This window comes from Achromobacter ruhlandii, from assembly GCF_902859695.1.
Classification (GTDB): domain Bacteria; phylum Pseudomonadota; class Gammaproteobacteria; order Burkholderiales; family Burkholderiaceae_B; genus Achromobacter; species Achromobacter ruhlandii.
The window spans coordinates 44,335-69,157 of record NZ_CADIJL010000006.1; the positions used below are offsets into that span (position 1 = coordinate 44,335).

At 70.5% G+C, this 24,823-nt stretch carries 24 protein-coding genes; 15 read left to right on the forward strand and 9 right to left on the reverse strand.

Translation table 11 applies throughout. From position 1 onward, the window contains the following. Position 1 precedes the first annotated feature (1 nt). Genes HV742_RS09935 through HV742_RS09965 form a run of 7 tightly spaced genes read left to right on the forward strand, consistent with a single transcriptional unit; the run spans position 2 to position 6,211 of the window. Positions 2 to 1,267 carry an NAD(P)/FAD-dependent oxidoreductase gene (locus HV742_RS09935; protein ID WP_175144939.1) on the forward strand — a complete coding sequence of 422 codons (1,266 nt, stop codon included), beginning with the start codon at positions 2 to 4 and terminating at the stop codon, positions 1,265 to 1,267. Beyond that, positions 1,264 to 2,040, forward strand: a complete 777-nt coding sequence (locus HV742_RS09940) for a DUF1365 domain-containing protein (RefSeq protein ID WP_175144940.1) — start codon at positions 1,264 to 1,266, stop codon at positions 2,038 to 2,040. Before HV742_RS09935 ends, HV742_RS09940 begins: the two co-directional genes overlap by 4 nt. Beyond that, entirely contained in the window at positions 2,037 to 3,311 is a 1,275-nt protein-coding gene (locus HV742_RS09945; RefSeq protein ID WP_049075989.1) for an SAM-dependent methyltransferase, read from the forward strand. Before HV742_RS09940 ends, HV742_RS09945 begins: the two co-directional genes overlap by 4 nt. Then, entirely contained in the window at positions 3,308 to 3,823 is a 516-nt protein-coding gene (locus HV742_RS09950; protein ID WP_236749477.1) for a DUF2878 domain-containing protein, read from the forward strand. The genes HV742_RS09945 and HV742_RS09950 overlap by 4 nt, the downstream gene beginning before the upstream one ends. Further along, a complete protein-coding gene (locus tag HV742_RS09955) occupies positions 3,820 to 4,587 on the forward strand; it encodes a DUF1295 domain-containing protein (RefSeq protein WP_049075987.1) in 768 nt (255 codons plus the stop codon). The genes HV742_RS09950 and HV742_RS09955 overlap by 4 nt, the downstream gene beginning before the upstream one ends. A gap of 11 nt (positions 4,588 to 4,598) precedes the next feature. Further along, positions 4,599 to 5,681, forward strand: coding sequence for an SAM-dependent methyltransferase (locus HV742_RS09960; RefSeq protein WP_175144941.1), 1,083 nt, complete (start codon positions 4,599 to 4,601; stop codon positions 5,679 to 5,681). Positions 5,682 to 5,692: 11 nt separating this feature from the next. Further along, positions 5,693 to 6,211, forward strand: a complete 519-nt coding sequence (locus HV742_RS09965; protein WP_054415177.1) for a lipocalin family protein — start codon at positions 5,693 to 5,695, stop codon at positions 6,209 to 6,211. Between the two features lie 21 nt (positions 6,212 to 6,232). Here the strand turns inward: HV742_RS09965 and HV742_RS32245 are convergent, their stop codons facing one another. Beyond that, on the reverse strand, positions 6,233 to 7,147 hold the full coding sequence (locus HV742_RS32245; protein ID WP_254601047.1) for a hypothetical protein: 915 nt from the start codon (positions 7,145 to 7,147) through the stop codon (positions 6,233 to 6,235). Between the two features lie 18 nt (positions 7,148 to 7,165). Continuing rightward, positions 7,166 to 8,092, reverse strand: a complete 927-nt coding sequence (locus tag HV742_RS09980) for a DMT family transporter (protein ID WP_059272522.1) — start codon at positions 8,090 to 8,092, stop codon at positions 7,166 to 7,168. A 292-nt stretch (positions 8,093 to 8,384) separates the two neighbouring features. Here HV742_RS09980 and HV742_RS09985 point away from each other — a divergent pair, with 292 nt between their 5' ends. Both HV742_RS09985 and dsbG read left to right on the forward strand, forming a co-directional pair. Beyond that, positions 8,385 to 8,885, forward strand: coding sequence for a hypothetical protein (locus HV742_RS09985; protein WP_232734788.1), 501 nt, complete (start codon positions 8,385 to 8,387; stop codon positions 8,883 to 8,885). A 76-nt stretch (positions 8,886 to 8,961) separates the two neighbouring features. After that, entirely contained in the window at positions 8,962 to 9,732 is a 771-nt protein-coding gene (dsbG, locus tag HV742_RS09990; protein WP_059272521.1) for a thiol:disulfide interchange protein DsbG, read from the forward strand. Positions 9,733 to 9,865: 133 nt separating this feature from the next. Here dsbG and arsH read toward each other — a convergent pair whose 3' ends face one another. Genes arsH through HV742_RS10010 form a run of 4 tightly spaced genes read right to left on the reverse strand, consistent with a single transcriptional unit; the run spans position 9,866 to position 12,470 of the window. Further along, positions 9,866 to 10,591 carry an arsenical resistance protein ArsH gene (gene arsH, locus HV742_RS09995; protein WP_175144942.1) on the reverse strand — a complete coding sequence of 242 codons (726 nt, stop codon included), beginning with the start codon at positions 10,589 to 10,591 and terminating at the stop codon, positions 9,866 to 9,868. Then, entirely contained in the window at positions 10,584 to 11,006 is a 423-nt protein-coding gene (arsC, locus tag HV742_RS10000) for an arsenate reductase (glutaredoxin) (RefSeq protein WP_175144943.1), read from the reverse strand. The genes arsH and arsC overlap by 8 nt, the downstream gene beginning before the upstream one ends. A 56-nt stretch (positions 11,007 to 11,062) precedes the next feature. Continuing rightward, positions 11,063 to 12,133 carry an ACR3 family arsenite efflux transporter gene (arsB, locus tag HV742_RS10005; RefSeq protein ID WP_054415186.1) on the reverse strand — a complete coding sequence of 357 codons (1,071 nt, stop codon included), beginning with the start codon at positions 12,131 to 12,133 and terminating at the stop codon, positions 11,063 to 11,065. Positions 12,134 to 12,146: 13 nt separating this feature from the next. Then, positions 12,147 to 12,470, reverse strand: a complete 324-nt coding sequence (locus HV742_RS10010) for an ArsR/SmtB family transcription factor (protein ID WP_054415188.1) — start codon at positions 12,468 to 12,470, stop codon at positions 12,147 to 12,149. Positions 12,471 to 12,593: 123 nt separating this feature from the next. On the opposite strand from HV742_RS10010, the gene HV742_RS10015 reads away from it, so the two are divergent. From HV742_RS10015 to pdeM, 4 genes are read left to right on the forward strand one after another with little or no spacing between them, the layout of a single operon-like run. Further along, positions 12,594 to 13,598 carry a ligase-associated DNA damage response exonuclease gene (locus HV742_RS10015; protein WP_175144944.1) on the forward strand — a complete coding sequence of 335 codons (1,005 nt, stop codon included), beginning with the start codon at positions 12,594 to 12,596 and terminating at the stop codon, positions 13,596 to 13,598. 48 nt (positions 13,599 to 13,646) lie between these two features. Further along, positions 13,647 to 15,251 (forward strand): ATP-dependent DNA ligase, encoded by a 1,605-nt coding sequence (locus HV742_RS10020; RefSeq protein ID WP_175144945.1) that lies wholly within the window; start codon positions 13,647 to 13,649, stop codon positions 15,249 to 15,251. Further along, positions 15,248 to 17,704, forward strand: coding sequence for a ligase-associated DNA damage response DEXH box helicase (locus HV742_RS10025; RefSeq protein ID WP_175144946.1), 2,457 nt, complete (start codon positions 15,248 to 15,250; stop codon positions 17,702 to 17,704). The genes HV742_RS10020 and HV742_RS10025 overlap by 4 nt, the downstream gene beginning before the upstream one ends. Next, positions 17,688 to 18,350 (forward strand): ligase-associated DNA damage response endonuclease PdeM, encoded by a 663-nt coding sequence (gene pdeM / locus HV742_RS10030; protein WP_175144947.1) that lies wholly within the window; start codon positions 17,688 to 17,690, stop codon positions 18,348 to 18,350. Before HV742_RS10025 ends, pdeM begins: the two co-directional genes overlap by 17 nt. Positions 18,351 to 18,388: 38 nt before the next feature. Here pdeM and HV742_RS10035 read toward each other — a convergent pair whose 3' ends face one another. From HV742_RS10035 to HV742_RS10045, 3 genes are read right to left on the reverse strand one after another with little or no spacing between them, the layout of a single operon-like run. Beyond that, positions 18,389 to 20,131, reverse strand: a complete 1,743-nt coding sequence (locus tag HV742_RS10035; RefSeq protein ID WP_175144948.1) for an ABC transporter ATP-binding protein — start codon at positions 20,129 to 20,131, stop codon at positions 18,389 to 18,391. Continuing rightward, complete coding sequence (locus HV742_RS10040; RefSeq protein ID WP_302478781.1) at positions 20,128 to 21,843, reverse strand: ABC transporter ATP-binding protein; 1,716 nt, start codon at positions 21,841 to 21,843, stop codon at positions 20,128 to 20,130. Before HV742_RS10040 ends, HV742_RS10035 begins: the two co-directional genes overlap by 4 nt. 17 nt (positions 21,844 to 21,860) lie before the next feature. After that, entirely contained in the window at positions 21,861 to 23,051 is a 1,191-nt protein-coding gene (locus tag HV742_RS10045; protein ID WP_175144950.1) for an MFS transporter, read from the reverse strand. 340 nt (positions 23,052 to 23,391) lie between these two features. Here HV742_RS10045 and HV742_RS10050 point away from each other — a divergent pair, with 340 nt between their 5' ends. Further along, positions 23,392 to 23,664: a metal/formaldehyde-sensitive transcriptional repressor gene (locus tag HV742_RS10050; protein WP_054415202.1), complete on the forward strand. Its 273-nt coding sequence runs from the start codon at positions 23,392 to 23,394 to the stop codon at positions 23,662 to 23,664. A gap of 57 nt (positions 23,665 to 23,721) precedes the next feature. Further along, positions 23,722 to 24,810, forward strand: coding sequence for a CDF family Co(II)/Ni(II) efflux transporter DmeF (dmeF, locus tag HV742_RS10055; RefSeq protein ID WP_175144951.1), 1,089 nt, complete (start codon positions 23,722 to 23,724; stop codon positions 24,808 to 24,810). The last annotated feature ends 13 nt before the right edge of the window (positions 24,811 to 24,823 follow it).

Here is a 24,823-nt window from a genome sequence, read left to right on the forward strand (position 1 = left end):
CATGCGCATCGCCATCATCGGTTCGGGCATCGCGGGGCTGGTCTGCGCCTGGAAGCTGGGCCGCGACCATGACGTCACGCTGTACGAGGCCAACGACTACCTGGGCGGGCACACCCACACGCACACGGTCGAACAGGACGGCCGGTCCTATGCCGTGGACAGCGGTTTCATCGTTCACAACCCGCTCAACTACCCCCATTTCACGGCGTTGCTGGACGAACTGGGCGTGGCCTCGCAGCCCACCACCATGAGTTTCTCGGTGCACAAGCAGGCCGACGGGCTGGCCTACAACGCCACCTCGCTGGACGCGCTGTTCTGCCAGCGGCGCAACCTGTTGTCGCCGCGCTTTCTGGGCATGGTGCGCGACATCATGCGCTTCTACCGGGAATCGCCCGCGCTGTTGCGCGCGCCGGAGCCGGGCCCCGCGCTCGGCGAATACCTGGCGCAAAACCGCTACGGCGAGGCTTTCCGCAGCGACCACCTGATTCCGATGGCCTCGGCGCTGTGGTCGTCGCCGGCCTCGCGCATCCTGGAATTCCCGGCGCGCTACCTGGTGCAGTTCATGGCCAACCACCAGATGCTGCGGATCAGCGGCCGGCCGCAGTGGCGCGTGGTGCAGGGCGGATCGCGCCGCTATATCGACGCCATGCGCCAGCGCTGGACGGTGCGCGAGCGGCTGAACTGTGCCGTGCGCGCCGTCAGGCGCCAGCCGGCCGGCGTGCAGGTGATCACGCGCGACGGCCAGGAACACCATGACGAAGTGATCTTCGCCTGCCACAGCGACCAGGCGCTGGCGCTGCTGGCCGATGCGACGCCGCAGGAACGCCAGGTGCTCGGCGCCATCGCCTACCAGGACAACGACGTGGTGCTGCATACCGACGCTCGCCTGTTGCCGCGCCAGCGCAAGGCCTGGGCCGCGTGGAACGCCTACGTGCCGGCCGATCCCCAGGCGCCCTGTTCGGTCAGCTACTGCATGAATCTGCTGCAGGGGATCGCATCGCCCCGGCCCTTTATCGTGACACTGAACCGCGGCGATGCCATCGACCCGGCGCAGGTGCTGGCGCGCATGCGCTACCACCACCCCGTGTACACCCACGAAGCGGTGGCCGCGCAGGCGCGCCGCGCCGAGATCTCGGGCCGGCGGCGCACCTGGTACGTGGGCGCCTACTGGGGCTGGGGCTTTCATGAGGACGGCGTGGCCAGCGCATTGGACGTGGTGCGCGCCATGCTGGGACGGCCGCGGGTCTGGGCGCGGGAGGCGGCATGAACCTGCAGAGCGCCGTCTACGAGGGCCGGGTGACGCATCGGCGCCATCACCCGCATGCGCATGGCTTCGGCTATCGCATGGCGCAGCTCTACCTGGACCTGGACGAGATCGACCGGGTGTTCCAGGACCGTTGGCTGTGGTCGGTGGAGCGGCCCAACCTGGCGCAGTGGCGCCGTGCCGACTATCTGGATGCCGACGGCGGACTGCCGCTGGCGCAGGCGGTGCGGCAGCGCCTGCGGGCCCACCTGGGCGATGTGCCGGCCGGACCCATCCGCCTGCTGGCGCACCCGCGCTACGCCGGCTACGTCTTCAACCCGGTGAGCTTCTATTACTGCTACGACGCCGACGGCAGCACGCTGGCCGCGATCGTGGCGGAGATTACCAATACCCCGTGGAAGCAGCGCCATTGCGTGGTGCTGCCGGTCGCCAGCGCCGAACGCGAGTGCGATGCGCTGGCCTGGCGCTTCGACAAACGCTTTCACGTGTCGCCCTTCATGCCGATGGACTGCGCCTATGACTGGCGCTTGACCGCGCCCGCCGACGACCTGCGCGTGCACATGCGCGTCAGCCGCCAGGGCGTGGCGCAGTTCGACGCGCGCCTGGATCTGCGGCGCCGCGAGCTCGACGGCGCGGCGCTGGCGCGCCTGCTGTGGCGCTATCCGCTGATGACGCTGCAGGTCATCGGCGCCATTCATTGGCAGGCGCTGCGCCTGTGGCTCAAGCGCAATCCCGTCTACGACCATCCCCGCACCCCCAACGGAGAACCCCGATGAAACCCATGACGCCCTCGGAACACGCCTCGATCGCGGCCAGCCGCCGCGCCGGATCGCTCGACCGCCTGCTGCGCCAGCGCCTGTTCGCCAGCCTGGGGGCGCTGGACCACGGCCAGTTGTTGATCGAAGACAGCCTGGGCAGCGTTACCCTGGGCCGCGGCGAGCCATGCGTGCGCCTGACCGTCAGCGACCTGGGCTTCTATCGGCTGGTGGCCGCGCAAGGCAGCGTCGGCGCGGGCGAGGCCTATGGCGACGGCCTGTGGCGCTGCGATGACCTGGTCGGGCTGGTGCGCCTGCTGGTGCGCAACCGCGACACGCTGGACGCCATGGAGTCGGGGCTGGCGCGGTTGGCCGGCTGGGCGCTGCGGCGCTGGCATGCCGGCAATCGCAATACGCGCGCGGGTAGCCGGCGCAACATCGCCGCCCACTACGACCTGGGCAACCCGTTCTTCGCGCTGTTCCTGTCCGACGACCTGATGTATTCCTCGGCGCTGTGGGCCGATGGCGACGACACGCTGGAAGCGGCGTCCCACCGCAAGCTGGAAACGATCTGCCGCAAACTGGAGTTGCGGCCGGCGGACCGCGTGGTGGAGATCGGCAGCGGCTGGGGCGGCTTCGCCATCCACGCCGCGCGCCACTACGGTTGTCATGTCACCACCGCGACGTTGTCGCGCGAGCAGCATGACCTGGCGATCGAGCGGGTGCGCGCCGCCGGGTTGCAGGACCGCGTCAGCGTCGTGCTGCGGGACTACCGCGACCTGCAGGGCCAATACGACAAACTGGTGTCGGTCGAGATGATCGAGGCGGTCGGCGCCAACTTCCTGGAAACCTATTTCGCCAAGGTCGCCAGCCTGCTCGAACCGGGCGGCCGCGCGCTGATCCAGGCCATCACCATCGAAGACCACCGCTACCGGCAGGCGCTGGCCTCGGTGGATTTCATCAAGCGCCATATCTTTCCGGGCAGCTTCATCCCGTCCATCGAGGCGATGCTGCGCGCCAAGACGCGCGCCTGCGACCTGGCGCTGGTGCATCTGGAGGACTTCGGCCTGTCGTACGCGCGCACGCTGCAGGCCTGGCGCGAGCGCTTCCTGGCGCGGCTGCCCGAGGCGCGGGCGCAAGGTTTCGACGCGCGTTTCTGCCGTCTGTGGGAGTTCTATCTGGCGTATTGCGAAGGCGGCTTTCGCGAACGATCCATCGGCGTCGCGCACCTGCTGTTGACGCATCCCCAGGCGCGCGCCACGGGCGCCCGCTGGGTGCGGGAGGGCGCATGATGCGCTTCTGGGCCAACCTGATCGGCTACCAGATCGTGTGGTTCAGCGCGGTGATCGGCGCCGGCCAAGGCCTGGCCTGGCCGGGCGTGGTTGCCGCCACGTTGTTCATCGCGGCGCAGTTGGCGGCATCGGCGACGGCGCGCGCCGACCTGCGGCTGGCCGGCGGCGCCGTGTTGTGCGGCGTGGCGCTGGATGGCTCGCTGTCCGCGCTGGGCTGGGCGCGCTATGCCGCCGACGCGTGGCCCGCGCCGCTCTGGATCCTGGCGTTGTGGGCCGCGTTCGCGCTGACACTGAATCACTCGCTGGCCTACCTGCGGCCACGGCCATGGCTGGCCTGCGTGTTCGGCGCGGTGGGCGGGCCGCTGGCCTATTGGGGCGCCGCCCGCGGCTGGCAGCCGGTGCAATTCGAAGCGCCGGCCTGGCGCGCCACCGCGGCCCTGGCGGCGGGCTGGGCGCTGGCATTGCCCGCGCTGACGGCGGGCGCGCGGCGCTGGACCCGGGAGGCGCCATGACGGCCTGGCAACAATGGTCCTGCATCGCGGTCGCCATGGTCATCGCCATGGCGCTGGCCTGGCGCTGGCAGCGCCGCCGCGCCAATGCCGGCATCGTCGACGTGGTGTGGTCGCTGGGCATGGGCGCGGCGGCCTGGCTGATCGCCGCCACCGGCTCGGGCAGTCTGGCTGCCCGGCTGGCCCTGGCGCTGATGGCCGGCGTCTGGTCGCTGCGGCTGGCGTGGCACCTGTGGCGCCGTGTGCGCGCGGGCGAGGACGGCCGCTATCGCGCCCTGCGCGAGCACTGGCATGGCCACCAGGGCAAATTCTTCGGCCTGTTCATGTTCCAGGCGGGCCTGGTCATGCTGTTCTGCCTGCCGTTCCTGGCGGTGGGGGCCAGCCCGGCGCAAGGCGCGCCGGTCGCCCTGGGGCTGCTGATCTGGCTGGCGGCGCTGACGGGGGAGGTGATCGCCGACCGGCAGCTGGATCGCTTCCGCGACGATCCATCGCGCCGTGGCAAGACCTGCCGCCAGGGCTTGTGGCGTTTTTCGCGCCATCCCAACTACTTCTTCGAATGGTGCCACTGGTTCGGCTACGTGGCGCTGGCATGGGGCTCGCCGCTGGCGTGGCTGGCCTGGCTGGGGCCGCTGCTGATGTATGTGTTCCTGCGCTGGATCAGCGGCATTCCATTCACTGAGCAACAGGCGCTGCGCACGCGCGGAGACGACTACCGCGATTATCAACGCCGCACCAGCGCTTTCTTCCCGTGGTTTCCGAAATCCTGACGAGGCTCGCCATGACAACCGCTACTTTGCACGACACCCCATTGGCCACCGACCGTCCCGCGCCGGGCCTGCTCGGCCTGGCCGAGCGCGGCCTGCTGCCCGACGCGCTGCTGCGCCTGGGCATGCGGCGCCTGTGCGCTCAGCGCCTGGCGCAGGAATATGCCGGCGGCATCGAGGCCTGGACCGAACGCGATCGCCAGCTCATCGCGGCGCTGCGCGCCAGCGCGGTTGCCATCCATACCGATGCGGCCAACGCCCAGCATTACGAATTGCCGACCGCGTTCTTCCAGCTTTGCCTGGGCGCCCGCATGAAATATTCGAGCTGCTATTACCCGACCGGTGGCGAAAACCTCGACCAGGCCGAAGCCGCCATGCTGCGCCTGTATGGCGAGCGCGCCGAGCTCGCCGACGGCCAGGACATCCTGGAGCTGGGTTGCGGCTGGGGGTCATTGACGCTGTGGATGGCCGAACAATTTCCCAACGCGCGCATTACCGCGGTGTCGAACTCCGCCACCCAGCGCCAGCACATCGAGGCGCGCTGCCGCGAGCGCGGCTGGTCGCACGTGCGCGTGGTCACCAGCGACGTCAACGTCCTGTCGTTGCCTGCGGCCGCCTACGACCGCTGCGTCTCCGTGGAGATGTTCGAGCACATGCGCAACTACCAGGACCTGCTGGCGCGCATCGCTGGGTGGCTGCGGCCCGGCGGCAAGCTGTTCGTGCACATCTTCGCGCACCGCGAGCGCGCCTATCCGTTCGAGACCGAAGGGGCGGACAACTGGATGGGCCGGCATTTCTTCACCGGCGGCATCATGCCGTCGGCCCATACCCTGTTGCATTTCCAGCATGACCTGCGGCTGCAGGAGCGCTGGTTCCTTGACGGTACGCATTACGCCCGCACCGCCAACCACTGGCTTGCCAACCAGGACGCCCGCAGCGGGCAGGCGCGGGCAGTGCTGGCGCAGGCCTACGGCGCGCCCCTGGCCGGCCTGTGGCACCAACGCTGGCGCATGTTCTGGATGGCGTGCGCCGAACTCTTCGGCTATGAAGACGGCCAGCAATGGGGCGTGGCGCACTACCGCTTCGAGCGGCCTTGAGGAGAAGCGCGATGTGGCGATCATTCTGCGCGGGCATCACCGCGATCCTGGCCGGTTGCGCGGCGCCTGCGCCCATGCCGCCGGTTGCCGCGGTCGACCTGGACCGCTTCATGGGCGACTGGTATGTCATCGCGCACATTCCCAGCTGGCCCGAGCGCAATGCCTATGACGCGGTGGAGAGCTACCGGCTGCTGCCCGACGGCCGGGTGCAGACCGACTTTCGCTATCGGGATGGCAGCTTCGATGCGCCCGTCGACACCATGCACCCGGTGGCGACCGTGCGGCCCGGCACCGGCAACGCGGTGTGGGGCATGCAGTTCATCTGGCCCATCAAGGCCGAATACGTCATCGCGTACCTGGACGAGGGCTACCAGACCACCATCATCGGCCGTTCCAAGCGCGATTACGTCTGGATCATGGCGCGGGTGCCGTGCCTGGACGACGCGGTCTATGCCGATCTGCTGCGCAGGGTGACGGCACTGGGCTACACGGAAAGCCCGCGCAAGGTGCCCCAGCGCTGCGACCGGTGATGCTGCCCGGGCCGGGCCGCTTTAGGCCTCGCAGGTCCAGCCGGCTGGCGCGTCGCCGTCGGTGAAGCGCACCGACGGCCAATAGCCCGCCATGAACCAGGTCGCGTCGCGCGGCGCCAGGTGCAGTACGTAGCCGCCATCGGGCGCGACCACCAGATCGGACGGCGCGAAGCCTTCCATGAAGGCGGCGGGCGCCTGTTCGGGATCACCGGCCTGGCGGCCGGCCTGCCACAGAAAGCGCAGCGCCGCATCGCGGCGCGCGGCCAGCGATTGGGCGATGACGCGGGCGCGCGCCAGCAATGCCGCCGCCTCGCGCGCATCCACGGTCGGCAGCACCAGCCTGAGGCGGCCGCCGTCCGCCTGCGCGCAATCGAGCCAGCCCTCCCGCGCCGCCACGGCGTCGTGCGTGCAGGGCCGCAGCGCGATCTCCTCGACGCCGGCCGGCGCCGCGCCCGGGTCGGCCGGTGGCCCCAGTAGCGCCGCCGTCGCGCCACCGGCCATCATGTCCAGGAACAGCGCGTCCAGGCTCGCCGCCACAGGGGTGGTGTCCTCGAATTCCGGCTCGACGCCATGCACGATCCGTCCGCTCTCGCGGTCGATGGCCAGGAATTCGTAGTCGCCGTCGACGCTCAGGTAAATGGGCGCATGGCGTGTCCAGAACGCCTGGACCGCTTGGCGTTCGGCCGCGTCCAGCGCCGCGTCCAGGCTGATCTGGCGCAAGGCGTCCCAGGGGAAGTCGTCGCCGGCGTCGCCGGCGTAGTCCCTCGCGCTCAAGAACCAGCGCGTGCCGGCGGCGTTGGACAGCGCATCGAACATGGCCGAGAAAGGCGCATAGGCGCCGGCGAACGCCGGCGGCGCCGTGGCGGCGGTGGGCGCCGTCACCGTCCAGCCGCGCGCGGCCAGATGGTCGAGGAAGCGTCGGTATGGCGTGGGCATGGGGCTCCGTCAGGGTGGTCAGCGGCCGCGCGCCTCGGCCCGGCGCCGGCCGACATGCATGAGCGCCATGCCCGAGATCGCGAGGGCCGCGCCGATGAACAGGTTCGCCGGGGTGGCCTCGCCCAGCCAGAGGCTGGAGAACAGCACGCCGAAGACGGGCACCAGCGTGATGTAGCCGGAGGCCGCGCCGGCACCCAGCGCCTTCACGCCCTCGAAGTACCAGGCATAGGCAATCGCGGTTGCCCCGAACGCCAACGCCAGCAGGCTGCCCCAGGCGCTGGCGGGCGCCTGTCCCAGCTTTTCCCAGGCGGGCACGCCTTCCACCATCAGGCTGGTCAGCAACAGCATCAGCGCCCCGATCACGGTGGTGACCGTGGTGGTGGTCAGGGCGTCCACGCCCTTGAGCACCAGCCGCCCGACCAGGGTGTAGGCCACCCAGCACGCCACGCAGCCGAGCAGCAGCAGTTCGCCCAGGCCCACGCCGGCGCCGGTGGCGGCCTGCGGGCCGCCGCCGCCGATGGCGATATAGGCGCCGATGGCGGACAGGATCATGCCAGCCAGGATCGCGGCATTGAGATGTTCGCGGAACAGGATCGCCGCCAGCAGCAGGGTCGCGCCGGGGTTCAGCGTCACCACGATCGCGGCCTTGCCGGCCGGCACCAGCTGCAGGCTCAGCATGAAGAAACTGGAGTAGCCGAACACGCCGGCCAGCGCGGCGGCGGCCAGGCCGAGCCATTGGTGGCGCGTCAACGACTTCAGGCCGCGCAGCGCCGAGGCGCGGTGCATCCACAGCACCAGCGCCACGCTGGCGAACAGGAACCTAAGGCTGGCCGCGGCCAGCGGCGCCATCGATTGGGCCACGACCTTGCCCCAGGACCATGACGCGCCCCACAGGGCCGCCATGCCGACCAGTCGCAGGTGCGTGGCCATCAATGTATTTTTCATGTCTCGTTCTAAGTCTGGCGGCAGCCCTCGCGCACGGCGCGACAGGGCAAGGGGAGTACGTCGAAACGGCGGGGCCGAGTCGATCGCAGGCGGGATTTTAGCTGGCCGCCCGCCGGCCACTTGCGCGCCAGCCAGCCCCTTGCCGCCTGGCGCGCCGTCGTGCCCGCGCGGGCCAGCGTGGCGGCAGGCTTCACGCCGCGCGCTCATTCTGTTTCACTTGTCATGAATTGCCGCCTCGACACTGGCATGACGGGGTGGAATAGGCGGCGTCACGGGAACCGGGGAATTTGGCGTGCCGATAGATTTCGAACCGATCGAGCGGGAATTCATGCAGACCTTGCGCGCGCAAGCGGCCTTCGCGGGCTGGAAGACGCGCCGCAAGCGCTGCCTGTGGCGGGCGCTGGCCGACGGCGTCGAGCAGGGCGTGGAGCTGCTGCGCTACCGGGCGTCGTTCGAAAATCGTCAGCTGGTGTCGCTGGGTATCTACGCCTCGGTTCCGTGCGAACGCGAATGGCCGGTCTACGTGCCCCCCGAGGTCTGGCACAAGGGACGGTTGTATCGTCGCGCCTGCCTGGTGCCGGGCCAGGGATTGGTCGACGAGGCCACGCTGGGCAGCGGGGCCGTGATCGACCTGAGTTCTCCCGCCGACCTGGCGGAATGGCTGGCCACCCTGCCGGCGGACATCGAGCGCCATGTCGCGCCCTGGTTCGAACGGCACGACACCCTGGCGACCGCTTCGTACGAATACGAGATCCCGCGCTGGCGCCTGCGGCAAGCCGGGTTGCTCCCGTAGCCCTGTACGCGTGGATGACAGCGCCGCCGGTATCATTGACGCCTTTGGCACTGTTCGGAAAAGCCCAGGAGTACCCATGATTCGTTCACTTGCGCCCCGCCGCATCGTTTTCGCCCTGGCCGCCCTGCTGGCCGCCGCCGGCACCCAGGCCGCCCAGGATCGGCCCGCCGTGCTCAAGGCGCTGGAGGCGCGCGGCCTGCGCGTGGTGCAGGAGTTCAAGATCGACGGCGGCCTGCGCGCCTTCGCTGGCGTGGCCGGCGACCAGCCCGTGGCGATCTATGTCACCCCCGACGGCAACGCCATCGTCGGCGCGCGACTGGATGCCCAGGGCAAGCCGCTGGACGATGCCAAGCTCGAGGCCCTGGTCAGCAAGCCGATGGGCGACCAGGCCTGGGCCCAGCTCGAGAAATCGACGTGGGTGCTTGACGGCAAGAAGGATGCGCCGCGCATCATCTACACCTTCAGCGACGCCAACTGCCCCTATTGCCACAAGTTCTGGGAGGCCGCGCGGCCGTGGGTCGATGCCGGCAAGGTGCAGTTGCGGCACGTGATGGTGGGCGTCATCCGCCAGGACAGCCCGGCCAAGGCCGCGGCCATCCTGGGCGCCGCCGATTCCTCCGCCGCGCTGCTGGAGAACGAGCACAAGTTCAACCAGGGCGGCATCACGCCGGCCAAGAGCGTGCCCGACGGCATCGCCAGAAAGCTCGACGACAACCAGGCATTGATGGTGTCGCTCGGTTTTCGCGGCACGCCCGGCATCGTCGCGCGCGACGAAACCGGCGCCCTGAAGAAATACAACGGCCTGCCGCAAGCCGGCGAACTGGACAAGCTGTTCGGGCCGCGCTGACGCGTTCGTGGCCGCTCTTCAGTAGTCGCCCGCCGGCGGCATGTCTTCCAGCAGGCCTGGGGGGGCGGCGCTCAGCATATGCCGTGGCCAGGCCTCGCGCTCGAGCGCCGGAGGCCCCCGGCTTGCCCGCGCGTCAGATCGCCGCCTGCTTCATCCGCGCCGCCAGCGCCTGCGCGCTTTCCTTGCGTTCGCTGTAGCGATCCGTCAGGTACGGCGCCACGTCGCGCGTGAGCAGGGTGAACTTCATCAGTTCCTCGACCACGTCGACAATGCGGTCGTAGTACGGCGACGGCCTCATGCGGCCGGCTTCGTCGAATTCCTGGTAGGCCTTGGCCACCGACGACTGGTTGGGAATGGTCAGCATGCGCATCCAGCGGCCCAGGATGCGCATCTGGTTGACCGCGTTGAAGGACTGCGAGCCGCCGGATACCTGCATGACGGCGAGCGTCTTGCCCTGGGTCGGGCGCACCGCGCCCACCGACAGCGGGATCCAGTCGATCTGCGTCTTCATCAGGCCGGTCATGGCGCCGTGGCGTTCCGGCGAGCTCCAGACCATGCCTTCGGCCCATTGCACCAGCGCATGCAGCTCACGCACCTTGGGGTGGTCCTGGCTGCCGGGCGCGTCGACCAGCGGCAGCCCCGTCGGGTCGAACATCCGGGTGTCGCCGCCCAGGGCGCGCAGCAGGCGCGCGGCTTCCTCGGCCGCCAGCCGGCTATAGGCGCGTTCGCGCAGCGAGCCGTACAGCAACAGGAAGCGCGGCGCGTGACCGGCGCGGGCAGGCGCGAACAGCGCCGTCGTGTCGGGCCGTTCGAACCGCGCGGCATCGAGGTTGGGCAGGAGATCGGCGGTGTCAGACACGGCGGCCTTCCGCGTCGATGACCGGCTCGCCGTCTTCCTTGTTGAAGGGGCCGCGTTGCGGTCGGGGCAGGATGTCGAGCACGGTCTCGGACGGCCGGCACAGGCGCGTGCCCAGCGGCGTGACGACGATGGGGCGGTTGATCAGGATGGGATGGGCGAGCATGAAATCGATCAATTGCGCGTCGCTCCACGCGGGATCCGCCAGGCCCAGTTCGTCGTAGGGCGTGTCCTTCTGCCGCAGGAGGTCGCGCGCCGCGATGCCCATGGCGCCGATCAAGGCCTCCAGCGTGGCGCGGTCGGGCGGCGTTTTCAGGTACTCGATGATGGTGGGCGTTTCCCCGCTGTTGCGGATCAGGGCCAGAACGTTGCGCGATGTGCCGCAGGCAGGGTTGTGATAGAGGGTGATGGGATTCATGGATTGCACGTGATGACGGTGTTGGCGGGGCCGGAGTGGGGCGGATGCTGGCGGGCTCAACCGCGCGCCTGGCCGGCGTCGTACCAGCCGCGGCTGCGGTTGACGATGCGCACCACCAGCAGCATCACCGGCACCTCGATCAGCACCCCCACCACGGTGGCCAGCGCCGCGCCGGACTGGAAGCCGAACAGGCTGATGGCGGCCGCCACCGCGAGCTCGAAGAAATTGGACGCGCCGATCAATGCCGACGGGCAGGCGATGCTGTGGCGCTCGCCCACGCGGCGGTTGAGCCAGTACGCCAGCCCGGAGTTGAACAGCACCTGGATCAGGATCGGCACCGCCAGCATGGCGATCACCAGCGGCTGGCGCAGGATGGCCTGGCCCTGGAAGGCGAACAGCAGCACCAGCGTCAGCAGCAGCGCGGCCATCGAGAACGGCCCGATGCGCGCCAGCGCCGCCTCGAACGCCGCCTGGCCGCGCCGCAGCAGCGCGCGCCGCCAGAGCTGCGCCAGGATCACCGGAATGACGATGTACAGGCCGACCGACACCAGCAGCGTGTCCCACGGCACCGTGATGGACGACAGGCCCAGCAGCAGTCCCACCAGCGGGGCAAAGGCGAACACCATGATGGCGTCGTTGAGCGCCACCTGCGACAGCGTGAACACGGGGTCGCCGCCGGTCAGCCGGCTCCACACGAACACCATGGCGGTGCAGGGCGCCGCGGCCAGCAGGATCAGGCCGGCGATATAGCTGTCGAGCTGGTCGGCCGGCAGCCAGGCGGCGAAGACGTGGCGGATGAACAGCCAGCCCAGCAAGGCCATGGAGAACGGCTTGACCGCCCAGTTGATGAACAGCGTCACGCCGATGCCGCGCCAGTGCCGGCCCACCTCGCCCATGGCGGCGAAATCCACCTTGAGCAGCATGGGAATGATCATGACCCAGATCAGCAGGCCCACCGGCAGGTTGACCCGGGCGACCTCCAACTGGCCGATGGCGTGGAACAGGCCGGGCAGCAACTGGCCGAGCGCCACGCCCAGCACGATGCACAGGAATACCCAGAAGGTGAGGTAGCGTTCGAAAACATTCAGGCCGGCGGGAGCGCGAAGGGCGGCGGGCGGTGTGGACATGACGTTGATCCGGTCAGCAGGTGACGCAAGCGCCCGGGGCGACTTCGCACGGCGCGCCCTGGCAGCAGTGTTCGGTCAGATAGCCGAGCAGGCCGTTCATGCGCGTGAAGTCGGCGCGGTAGATCAGGTTGCGGCCTTGCGGTTCGACCGTCACCAGGCCCGCGTGCGCCAACTCCTTGAGGTGGAACGACAGCGCGTTGCGGGCGATGCCGAGCTGGTCGGCAAGGACGCTGGGCGTGAGGCCCGGAAGGCCGGCCACGACCAACGCGCGGAAGGTGCGCAGCCGTTGGGGGTGGGCCAGGGCGCCAAGGGCGGAAACGACTTGATCTTCTTTCATTGTTCAATAGTACAACGATTATTGAATAATTGAAAAGCGCGTCGCCGCGTTCGGGTATAACGGAAGCACCGACGCGTGGTTTGCGCGCCCGCGCAAGCCGCGCCTGTCAGATCGGGAGAGTCCATGGCCGACATCGTCCAATTGCGTCCGGAAGGTCTGTATTGCGCCGCCGGCGGCTTCTACATCGACCCCTGGCGCCCCGTGGACGTGGCCGTCCTCACGCATGGCCATGGCGACCACGCCCGCGCCGGCATGGGTTGCTACCACACCAGCGCCGAGGGCCTGCCCATCCTGCAATGGCGCTTGCGCGAGCAGGACTACCGCGTCCACGCCTATGGCGAGCCGTTCACGCTGGGCCGGGCTCGCGTTTCGCTGCATTCCGCGGGCCACGTGCTGGGCTCCGCGCAAGTGCGCATCGAGGTCGACGGCCAGGTGTGGGTGGTGTCGGGCGACTACAAGCGGCAGCCCGACCCCACCTGCGCGCCGTTCGAGGTGGTGCCGTGCGACACCTTCATCACCGAAGCCACCTTCGGCCTGCCGATCTATCGCTGGCCGGACACCGCGGAAGTGGCGCGCGACATCGTCCAGTGGCGCGACCATTGCGCCGCGCGCGGCGAGGCGGCCATTCTCTACTGCTATGCGCTGGGCAAGGCGCAGCGGGTGCTGGCCGAGCTGATGCCGTTCGTCGACCGGCCCGTCTACCTGCATGGCGCGATTGCCGCGGGCGTGGACGTCTACCGCGAGGCCGGCATCGCGCTGCCCGACACGCGCCTGGTCATCGAGGCGGACGGCGCGCCGGCGGCCGCGGGCACGGGATTTGCTGGCGAGCTGGTGCTGGCGCCGCCGTCGGCGGCCGGCAGCGCGTGGCTGCGGCGCTTCCGCAAGGCGCAGCACGGCTTCGCGTCCGGCTGGATGCGGCTGCGCGGCAACCGGCGCCGGCGCAACATGGACCGGGGCTTCGTGGTGTCGGACCACGCCGACTGGCCCGACCTGCTGCGCACGATCTGCCAGACGGGCGCGCGCCGCGTCATCGCCACGCATGGCGACACCGACGCGCTGGTGCGCACGTTGAATGAATCCGGCATCGCCGCCGAGACGCTGGCCACGCAATATGGCGAAGACGACTAGCAGGGCGCGCCGCGCCATTTTCGTAGCGACAGGGGAACGGATCCAGGCATGAAGCGATTCGCGGCGTTGTATCAGGAACTGGACCGCAGCACCGCCACCTTGGACAAGCGCGCGGCGCTGGTGGCGTACTTCCGCGATGCGCCGCCGCGCGACGCGGCCTGGGCCTTGTATCTGCTGGCGGGCGGCAAGATCACCAGCGCGCGCCGCAAGATCGCCGCCGTCGGCGAGTTGCGCGCCTGGGCCGCGACCGCGTCCAAGACCGCGCCCTGGCTGGTGGACGCCTGCTACGACCAGGTCGGCGACCTGGCCGAGACGCTGGCGCTGCTGGTGCCCGACCCGCGCACCGCCGCGCCCGAGCGCGGCCTGGCCGATTGGATCGAGGAGATCCTGGTGCCGGTCGCCAACCGCGACGAGGCCGAGCGCCGCGAAGTCATCGTCGCGGCCTGGCTGGGGCTGCCCTACATCGAGCGCCTGGTCTTCAACAAGCTGCTGACCGGCGCGCTGCGCGTCGGCGTGTCGCAACGCATGGTGCAGCAGGCGCTGGCGGAGTTGTCGGGCGTGCCCATCGCCCGCATCGCGCAGCGCATGCTGGGCGCATGGTCGCCCAGCCCCGCGTTCCTGCGCGACCTGCTCAGCGCCGACGAACTGCCCGGCGACCGCCAGCAGCCCTATCCCTTTTTCCTGGCCTCGCCGCTGGAGGGCGACCCGGCGCTGCTGGGTCCGATCGACGACTGGCTGCTGGAGTGGAAGTGGGACGGCATCCGCGCGCAACTGATCCGGCGGCGCGGCGAGGTGGCGCTGTGGTCGCGCGGCGAAGAGCGCCTGGACGGCCGCTTTCCGGAAGTCGAAGCGGCCGCGGCCGCCTTGGCGGTGGACTGCGTCGTTGACGGCGAACTGCTGGCCTGGCAGGAAGACAGCGTCGATCCCATGCCGTTCTCGGCCCTGCAGACGCGCATCCAGCGGCTCAAGCCCGGACCCAAGTGGCTGGCCGAGGCGCCGGTGCGCTTGCTCGCCTACGATCTGCTGGAGCTGGATGGCGCCGATCTGCGCGACGAGCCGCAGGCCGCGCGCCGCGCGCGGCTGGAAGCGCTGCTGCGCGAGCGCGCCGACCCGCGCCTGGGCCTGTCGCCGCTGGTGGCGCCGGCAAGCTGGGACGAGGCCTACGTGCTGCGCGCGCAATCGCGCGAGCGCGGCGTGGAGGGCTTCATGCTCAAGCGCCGCGGCGCGCCCTACCAGAGCGGCCGGCGGCGCGGCGACTGGTGGAAGTGGAAGATCGATCCGCTCACCATCGACGCGGTGCTGCTGTATGCGCAGTCCGGCCACGGCCGCCGCAGCACGCTCTACACCGATTACACCTTCGGCGTATGGGACGGCGACGCGCTGGTGCCCATCGCCAAGGCCTACTCGGGCCTGGACGACAAGGAGATCCTGGAACTGGACCGCTGGCTGCGCGCCCACACGCGCGAGCGCTTCGGCCCGGTGCGCTCGGTCGACCCGGTGCAGGTGTTCGAGCTGGGTTTCGAAGGCGTCAACCTGTCCAAACGGCACAAGTCCGGCGTGGCGGTGCGCTTTCCGCGCATCCTGCGCTGGCGCCACGACAAGCGCGCCGACCAGGCCGACCGGCTCGATACCCTGAAGGCCCTGGCGCGATGAGCGGCGCGCGGCGGGACGGCCCCTTGCTGGCCTGGTTCGCGGCGCGCGGCTGGAAACCGGCCGCGTTCCAGCGCGAAACCTGGCGGCGCTATCTGGCCGGCGAATCCGGCCTGCTGCATACGCCCACCGGCAGCGGCAAGACCCTGGCCGCATTCGGCGGCCCGCTGCTGGAAGCGCTGGCCGATCCGGCGCCGGCGCGCGCGGCGGCGGGCGAGGGGCCGCGCGTGCTGTGGGTCACGCCGCTGCGGGCGCTGGCCGCCGACACCACGCGCGCCCTGGCACAGACAGCGGCTGACCTGGGCCTGGCGTGGACGGTGGCGCTGCGCACCGGCGACGCCAGCGCGCGCGACAAGCGCCTGGCGCGGCAGGGCAAGGCGGACGTGCTGGTCATCACGCCCGAGTCCCTGGCGCTGCTGCTGTCCTACGCCGATGCGTCGCAGCGCTTTCGCGCCCTGCGCGGCATCGTGGTGGACGAATGGCACGAGCTGCTGGGCAACAAGCGCGGCGTGCTGCTGCAGTTGTGCCTGGCGCGCCTGCGCTGCCTGTCGCCGGGCGCCCGCACCTGGGGCCTGTCGGCCACGCTGGGCAACCTGGACCAGGCCCGCGCCGTGCTGCTGCCGCATGCGCCCGACAGCGCGCTGGTGGCGGGCGCGCGGCCGCGCAAGATCCAGATATCGACCCTGTTGCCCGAACGCAGCCGCGCCCTGCCGTGGGCGGGGCACCTGGGGCTGTCGCAGCTGGAACGGGTCTTCAAGCGCCTGTTCGACGTGCGCGCGACCCTGCTGTTCACCAACACCCGCGCGCAGGCCGAGCTCTGGCACCGCGCGCTGGAATCGATCTGGCCCGAGGCCCCGGGCACCCTGGCGCTGCATCACGGCTCGCTCGATCCCAAGCTGCGCGCGGCGGTGGAGCAGGGCCTGCGCGACGGCACGATGCGCTGCGTGGTGGCCACTTCCAGCCTGGACCTGGGCGTGGATTTCCCGGCGGTGGACCAGGTGTTGCAGATCGGCAGCCCCAAGGGCGTGGCGCGCCTGCTGCAACGCGCCGGCCGCGCCCGGCACCGGCCGGGCGAGTCCGGCAACGTGGTGTGCGTGCCGGCGCAGGCGCTCGAACTGATCGAGTACGCCGCCGCCCGGCAGGCCATCGCGCGCGGCGAGATCGAATCCCGGCCGCCGCCGGTCGGCAGCCTGGACGTGCTGGCCCAGCATGCCGTCACGCTGGCGCTGGGCGGCGGCTTCGACGCCGCCGCGCTGTATCAGGAAGTGTGCGGCACGCATGCCTATGCCGCGCTCGATCGCGCCACCTGGCAGGCGGTGCTGGACTTCATCGTGCAGGGCGGCCGCGCGCTGGCCAAGTATCCGGACTATCAACGCGTGGTGCGCGACGACGACGGCCGCTATCGCGTGCACGACCGGCGCGTCGCGTTCCGCCATCGTTTGTCCATCGGCACCATCACCGCCGACGGCGCCGTGGCCGTCAAATACCTGCGCGGGGGCAGCCTGGGCTCGGTGGAAGAGGGCTTCCTGGCGCGCCTGCGGCGTGGCGACCGCTTCCAGTTCGCCGGCCGCACGCTGGAACTGGTGCGGCTGGAAGGCATGGTGGCCTATGTGCGCCGCACCAAGGGCGGCGATGGCCCGGTCGCCACCTGGCAGGGCGGGCGCATGCCCCTGTCGACGCAACTGGCCAGCGAAGTGGAAAGCCTGTATTCGCATCCCGGCACGCATCCGGAGATGCGCGCCGTCGCGCCGCTGCTGCGGATCCAGGCGCAGGCCAGCGCGCTGCCGGACCGGGGGCGGCTGGTGGCAGAACGCATCGGCACACGGCGCGGCATGCACCTGTTCCTGTTTCCGTTCGCCGGCCGCGCCGTGCACGAAGGCATCGCGGCAATGATCGCGCTGCGCTGGGGCCGGCGGCAGGCCAACACGATTTCCTATACGGTCAACGACTACGGGTTGATGCTGACGCTGGCCGAGCCGGCCGCGCTGGACGCGGCGCTGCTGCGCCAGTTGCTCAGCCCCGAACACATGGCCGAAGACCTGCGCGACGGCGTCAACCTGGGCGAAATGGCGCGCCGCCAGTTCCGCGAGATCGCGCGCGTGGCGGGCCTGTTGACGCCGTCATTGCCCGGCCAGGCGGCACGCTCGCTGCGGCAGGTGCAGGCCTCCAGCGGGCTGCTCTACGATGTGCTGCGCCGCTACGATCCTGATCACCTGCTACTGGCGCAAGCCGAGCGCGAGGTCTTCGAGCTGCAACTGGAAGCGCCGCGCCTGCTGGCGGCGTTGCACGACTGCCAGCGGCGCGAACTGGCGCTGCGCGAGCCGCGCGCGCTGACGCCCCTGTCGTTCCCGCTGTGGACCGAAAGCATGCGCGGGCAACTCAGCACCGAGACCTGGCAGGCGCGCGTCAGGCGCGCCGCGCAGCAACTGGAGAAGCGCTATGAGCGCATTGCCTGACGGCGCATTGCGGGCGCTGCTGGGCGACGAGCCCATGTGGCTGCTGGGGACGCGCGCCCTGTTCTGGCCGGCGCGTTCGCGCCTGGTCATCGCCGACCTGCATCTGGGCAAGAGCCATGTGTTCCGGCGCGCGGGCATCGCGGTGCCCAGCGGCGCCACGCGCGGCGACCTGGACCGCCTGGCGGATGTGATCGCGCGCACCGCCGCCCGCGAGCTGTGGATCGTGGGCGATCTGTTGCACGGGCCCGCCGGGCAGGCGGGGTGGCGCGATACCTGGATGGCGTGGCGGCGGGACCATGCCGCGCTGGATGTCGCGGTGCTGGCGGGCAATCATGACCGCGCCCTGGATGGCCCGGCGTTCGGCGTGCGGCAGCTGGGCGAGACGCACATTGACGGCCCGTTCCTGTTCAGCCATGTCCCGCGGGCGGACCCAGACGGCCGGCACGTCATCGCCGGCCACATGCATCCGAAGACATCCGTGCGCGGCGTGCCGCGCAGTTGGCCGGCGTTCTGGCTGCGCCCCGGTCTCACGATCCTGCCAGCGTTTTCGGACTTCACCGGCGGCCATCCGGCCGATCGCGCTGACGGGCGCGTCGTCGCCTGCGTGGAAGGCGTCGCGATCGAGGTCGGCGCGCGCGCGCGGTGAGGGCGCCGGGCGAGGAATCGCGAAGGGGGCGGCCCGCGCTACCCCTGCTGCGCCTGCCACATCCGCCGATAGCGTCCCGGCTGCACCAGCAGTTCGGCGTGCGTGCCCCGCTGCGTGATGCGGCCGTCCTCGAACACCAGGATGCGATCGGCCGCGACGATGGTCGACAGGCGATGGGCGATGACGATGACGCTGCGTTCCGCCACCAGCGTGTCGATGGCCGCCTGCACCGCCAGTTCGCTTTCGGTGTCGAGCGCGGCGGTGGGTTCGTCCAGGATCACGATCGGCGCGTCCTTGAGGATGGCGCGCGCGATCGACAGGCGCTGGCGTTCCCCGCCCGACAGCTTGCCGCCCGCCTCGCCCAGGCGGGTCTGCCAGCCTTGCGGCAGGCGCTCGATGAAGTCCAGGCAATGGGCGGCGCGCGCCGCCGCCCGCACCTCGGCCTCGCCGGCCTCGGGCCGCGCCATGCCGATGTTGCCGATGACGCTGTCGTCGAACAGGTGCACGTCCTGGAACACGGTCGAGATCAGGCGGTTCAGGTCCGCGGGCGGCAGGCTGCGGATATCCACGCCGCCGATCCGGATCGCGCCGCGCTGCGGGTCGGCGTGGCGCATCAGCAGGCGCGTCAGTGTGGTCTTGCCGGAACCGGACGGCCCCACCAGCGCGGTCAGGCCGCGCGCCGGCAGGTCCAGGTCGATGTCGCGCAGCGCCGCGGCAGTGCCGCCGGCGTAGCGGAACTCCAGGCCTTCGATGCGGATGTCCGCCGGCCCGGCCAGGCCGCCCTGCGCGGGCCATTGCGGCAGCGGCGCCACCTCGCGCAGCTCCTCGATGCGGGCCAGCGCGGCTTCGATCAGCGCCAGGACCGTGGTGAAGTTCACAAAGGTCGCCAGCGGTTCGGCAAAGCGCGCCACCAGCACCAGCACCGCGCCCAGCGCCGCGGGCGCCAGGCTGCCCTGGGTGACCCAGAGCATGCCGCAGCCCAGGATCGCCAGCATGCCGGATTCGACGATGGCGGCCACCATCAGCGATGGCTTGGCCCCGCGCCGGTGGTGTTCGCGCTGCAATTGCTCGAGCTGCTCGAAGCCGGCGCGCAGGCGTTCGTTGGCGGCGCCGGCGCGGCCCGTCGCCAGGCACACGGGCAGCCCTTGCATGTATTCGAGCAGTTCGGCGTTCAGGGCCTCGTTGGCGCGCCCCGTGGCGTCGTGGCCTCGGTCCAGCGCCGGCCGGCGCCAGCGGTAGAGCGGCACGATGGCGGGGAACACCAGCATCAGCGCCACGCCCAGCCGCCAGTCCCAGGCCAGCAGCGCCACGGCGGCCGCGGCCGGCGTGACGATGGCGCCCAGGATCAGGTTGATCACCGTCAGCGCGTAGTTCATCTGTTCGTCGACGCCGCCCAGCAGCTTGGCGGCGATGCCGCCGGTGCGGTGGGCCTGCAGCGCCTCCAGCGGCATGCGCCGTAGCTGCTCGCCCAGCAGCACGCGCAGTTCGTGCGTGGCGCGCGCCATGTGGCCGCGATAGTCGAAGCCCTGCGCCCGCCAGCGCAGGACGATGGCGGCCGCCGCCAGCAGGGTGAAGGCCGCCAGCCAGGCCAGCGCGGCGCGCCAGGGATCGCCGCGGGTCAGGTGGACGAACAGGGGCACGATGCAGGCCAGCGACAGGCCCTGGCACACGGCGGCCAGCAGCAGCAGGCACAGGCTGGCGCGCAGGCGGCCGGCCTGGCTGCCGGCGCTGCGGAGAAGGCGGCGATAGGTGTCGCGCCAGGGAGCGGGAGGTGTGGTCATGAGGCTTGGTCGCCCAGGGTCCAGCGACGGGCGCGTTGATGGTTGTGCCACAGCTGGGCATAGAGGCCGCCGGCCGCGACCAGGGTGTCGTGCGTGCCGCATTCGGCCAGCCGGCCACGGTCCAGCACCAGGATCTGGTCGGCGTGGCGGATGCTGGAGAGCCGGTGCGCGACCATGATGACGGTGCGGCCGCGCATCAGCGCGGCCAGCGCGGCGCCGACCGCGCGTTCGTTCTCGGGATCGGTGGCGGAGGTGGCTTCGTCCAGCACCAGGATCGGGCGGTCCATCAGCACGGCGCGGGCGATCGTCAGGCGCTGGCGCTGGCCGCCGGACAGGTCCTTGCCGCCCTCGCGCAGCACGGTGGCGTAGCCGTCGGGCAGCGCCAGGATGAAGTCGTGCGCCTGCGCGGCCCGGGCGGCGGCCTCGATCTCGGCCGGGCTGGCGTCGGGACGGCCCATGGCGATGTTCTCGGCCACGCTGCCGGAGAACAGGAAGTTGTCCTGGAACACGAAGGCGACGTGCTCGAACAGGGTCTCGCGTTCCAGGTCGCGCACGTCGACGCCGCCCACCAGCAGGCGCCCGGCGTCGATGTCCCAGAAGCGCGCGATCAGCCGCGCCACGGTGCTCTTGCCGGCGCCGGAGCGGCCCACCAGCGCCGTCAACTGGCCGGCGCGCGCGGTGAAGCTCAGGCCGTCCAGCGCGGGGGCGCCGCCATAGCCGAAGCGCACATCCTCGAAGCGCACGCTGGCGTCGGCAGGACGACGCTCCGGCGCGCGCGCCGGCGGCAGCGGCGCGATCGCCAGCACCTGCTGGATGCGCGCCACGCTCAGCTTGGCCTGGTCGATCATGTGCGCCAGCGACATCATCGGGAACATGGCCTCGGCCATGCCCATGCCGAACAGCAGCAAGGCCAGCCAGACGGGAAAATCGAGCTGGCCCTGCGCCGTCCACCAGGCGCCCAGCCACAGCAGCGCCGCCAGCGTCGGCAGCGGGCCCAGCACGGCGATCGCGAAGCGTGAGCTGAAGCTGGCGCCGCGATACCAATCGGTCAGCACGACCAGGTAGCGTTCCAGGGCGCGATGGTAGCGGCCGAAGGTGGTCTGGCCGGTATCGAAGGTGCGCACCACAGGCATCGCCTGCACGTACTCGATCACCGCGGCGCTGACCTGCTCGCGCGCTTGATGGTAGCGCCGCGTCATGACTTCGCGCCCGCGCATCGCCAGCGACAGCCCGCCCGCGCCCACCGCCAGCACGCCCACGGCGGCCAGCGCCATGCGCCAGTCCAGCGCGAACAGCAGCGCCGCGCTGAATACCGGCATGGCGTAGGCGCGGGCGAACAGCGGCGTGCTGTCGGCCACGAATACGTGCAGCGCCTGCACGTCGTTCTGCACCACCTTGGCCAGCGGACCGCTGCCCAGCGCCTGCAATTCGCCGAACGACAGCCGGGACAAGTGCCGGACCAGGTCGTTGCGCAGGATCACTTCCAGGCGGAAGGCGGCATAGTGCGACTGGTTGAAGGCCTGCAGCCGCAGGAAGCAGGCCAGCAGGGTGCAGGCCAGTGCGCCCAGGAACGCGGGCCAGGGGTAGGCGGCGGACGCCCGCAGCAGGTCGCGCATGGCCAGGGCCAGGCAGCCCAGGCTCGCCAGGCTGCACAGCACGCCGGCCACCGCCAGGCCCATGGCCAGGCGGATCCGGCCGCGCACCGGCCGCATGATTTCCCAGGGCTTGTTCATGCCGCCTCCCGGGGAACCCAGCGCATGGCGGCGAGCAGGCCGAGCACCGCCAGCGCGATCGCCGCGCCGACCACGCCGCCATAGCCGATGCGGCCGGCCAGCATGGTGCCGGCCGAGGTCAGCAGCATCGCGAAGAAATGGCTCACGCTCATCTGCAGGGTGTAGTCGGTGGCGGGGCTTTGCGGCGACGACTGATCCATGATCAGCGTGCACAGCACCGTGGCGGCCGGGGTGTACAGCATGTAGTACAGCACCACCGCCACGCCCGCCGTGGCATGCGACCCCCAGGCCATGGCGGGCAGCGCCAGCCCGGCGATGCCCGCCACCTGCAACAGCGCCGCCGACAGGGTGGCGCCGCGCCGCGACCAGCGCTTGAGCAGGCGGCCGTAGGCCAGCGCCACGAGCAGGCCGGCGCTGGCGCCGACTACGTTGAGGACCAGCCCGATGTCGGCGAGCGACCAGCCGGTGTCGATCAGCGAGGGCATGATGACGGCATACCCCAGCGACGCGGAGGCCGGATAGAGCACCAGCAACAGCAGCCAGCGCTTGCGTTGCGGGCCGCGCCAGAAGGCCAGCAGGCGCGCATGGCTGGCGGGCCCGGCGCTGCGCGGCCACTGTGGTTCTCGGTAACCCAGCAGCTGGATCCACGACACCGCCGTGAGCGCGGCCAGCAACAGGCAGCAGCCGCGCCAGCCCAGCCTTGGATACAGCATCAGCATCATGCCGCCGCCGACCAGGTTGCCGATCAGGCCGCCGGCGATCTGCAGGCCGTTGCCGAAGCCGCGATCGGCCGGACGGGTCAGCAGCCGGCAGGCCAGGCCGTCGAGCGCCACGTCCTGGGCGCCCGAGAACAAGGCGGTGGCCCAGCACAGCAGGTAGATCGCCGTGAAGTCGGTCCGCAGGTCGAGCATGCCGATCAGGGCCAGGCACAGCACCAGCCCGGCTTGTGTCACCAGCAGCCAGCCGCGGTAGTGGCCGCGCAGGCCGGTGGCGTGGCGGTCGATCCACGGCGCGTACAACGCCTTGAGCGGCCAGGCCATGCCTATCAGGTAGACCAGGCCGAGGGTGTCCAGGCTGGCCCCGCCGTCGCGCAGGATGGCCACCATGGCGATGACGAAGAACATCAGCCCCAGGAACTGGGTGCTGTAGAGGCTGGCCAGCAAGGCCCAGGCGCGGCGCGATGGCACGGGGAAGATTCTCCGGAGGAGTGAGCAGGCGGATGCCGGGCGTGCCGCGAGAGGGCGGCGCGGGGCGTACGCGGCAAACCGGCGGGGCGTGCCGCGAATTCATTTATGATAATGATTGTTATTGTTATTTCTACCCGAATCGGGTCATTTCAGCCTGAATCGGATAGAAGCACCATTCCACTGCCGGCCGTCTCGCCACGCGGCGCCGGGGTATCCGTGGGCTTTCGGGCCGGGACGGCTTGCCTTCGTCCGCTTTTCGGGGGCGGTGGCAGGGGCATTCCTTTTGCGTCGCGGTATTTATAATATAGTCCCCTAGACTATATTCAGGCATTCATCCGCCATGGCCCACACCATCCGCCAGAAAGAAAAACTCATCGCCCGCGTGCGCCGCATCCGCGGCCAGCTCGATGGGCTGGAACGCGCGCTGGAGGCCGAGACGCCCTGCGGCGAGGTATTGCGCCAACTGGCTTCCGCGCGCGGCGCGCTCAGCGGCCTGACCGCCGAGGTGATGCAGGGGCATCTGGACGAGCACGTGGTGCACGCGCCGTCCGAATCCGAGCGGGTCCAGGCGGCGCGGGAAATGATGGATGTCATCCGGGCCTACATGAAATAACGGCCCGCCGGCGCCGGGCCGTCGGTCACGGGCCTGGCGGGCAGCAGGAGCAACCCCATGAATCATTCCCCGTCCCACGATCATGTCTTCCTGGGCCAAGACCACCGGCGCAACGAGCGTCGGGTGTGGTGGGTCATTGCCCTGACCGCCAGCATGATGGCCATCGAGATCGTTGCCGGCAATATCTACGGATCGATGGCGCTGGTGGCCGACGGCTGGCACATGTCGACGCACGCCGGCGCGATGCTGATCACCGCGCTCGCCTACGGTTATGCGCGCCGCCAGGCCCGCAATCCGCGCTTCACGTTCGGCACCGGCAAGCTGGGCGAACTGGCCGGATTCGCCAGCGCCATCGTGCTGGCGCTGATCGCCCTGATCATCGGCTGGGAAAGCCTGGCGCGGCTGGTCGATCCGGTGCCCATTCGTTTCGACCAGGCCATCGCCATCGCGGTCGCCGGGCTGCTGGTCAACCTGGTATCGGCCTGGCTGCTGAAGGATGACCATGGCCATGCGCACGGCCATGGCGGCCATCGGCATGGCCACGCGGGGCACGGGCATGACCATGATCATGGCCCTCTTGTCCGTGGCGCCCATGATCGAGGCCATCATGGCCATGGCCACGGCCATAACCACGACCATAACCACGACCACGACCACAACCACGACCACAACCACGGCCACGGCCACGCGCCAGCCGCCGGTCATGGCCACGCCGCGCGCGTTCGTGACAACAACCTGCGCTCCGCCTACATCCACGTGCTGGCCGATGCCCTGACCTCGGTGCTCGCCATCGCGGCCTTGCTGCTGGGCCGCAGCTACGGCTGGCTGTGGGCCGATCCGGCGATGGGCGTGGTCGGCGCGCTGGTCATCGCGCGCTGGTCGTGGGGCCTGATCCGCGACTCGGGCACCGTGCTGCTCGACGCCACGCCGCAGAGCGGGAAAATGCGGCGCGACATCGAACAGGCCCTGGATGCCGGCGACGGCGAGATCGCCGACCTGCATGTGTGGCAGGTGGGGCCGGGCCACTACGCGGCCATCGTGTCGCTGGTCACGCGCCATCCGCGCGACAGCGCGTTCTACAAGGCCAAGCTGGCGCATATCGCCGGCCTGTCGCACCTGACGGTCGAGACGCAGGCCAGTCCCTGAACGAGACGGCCCG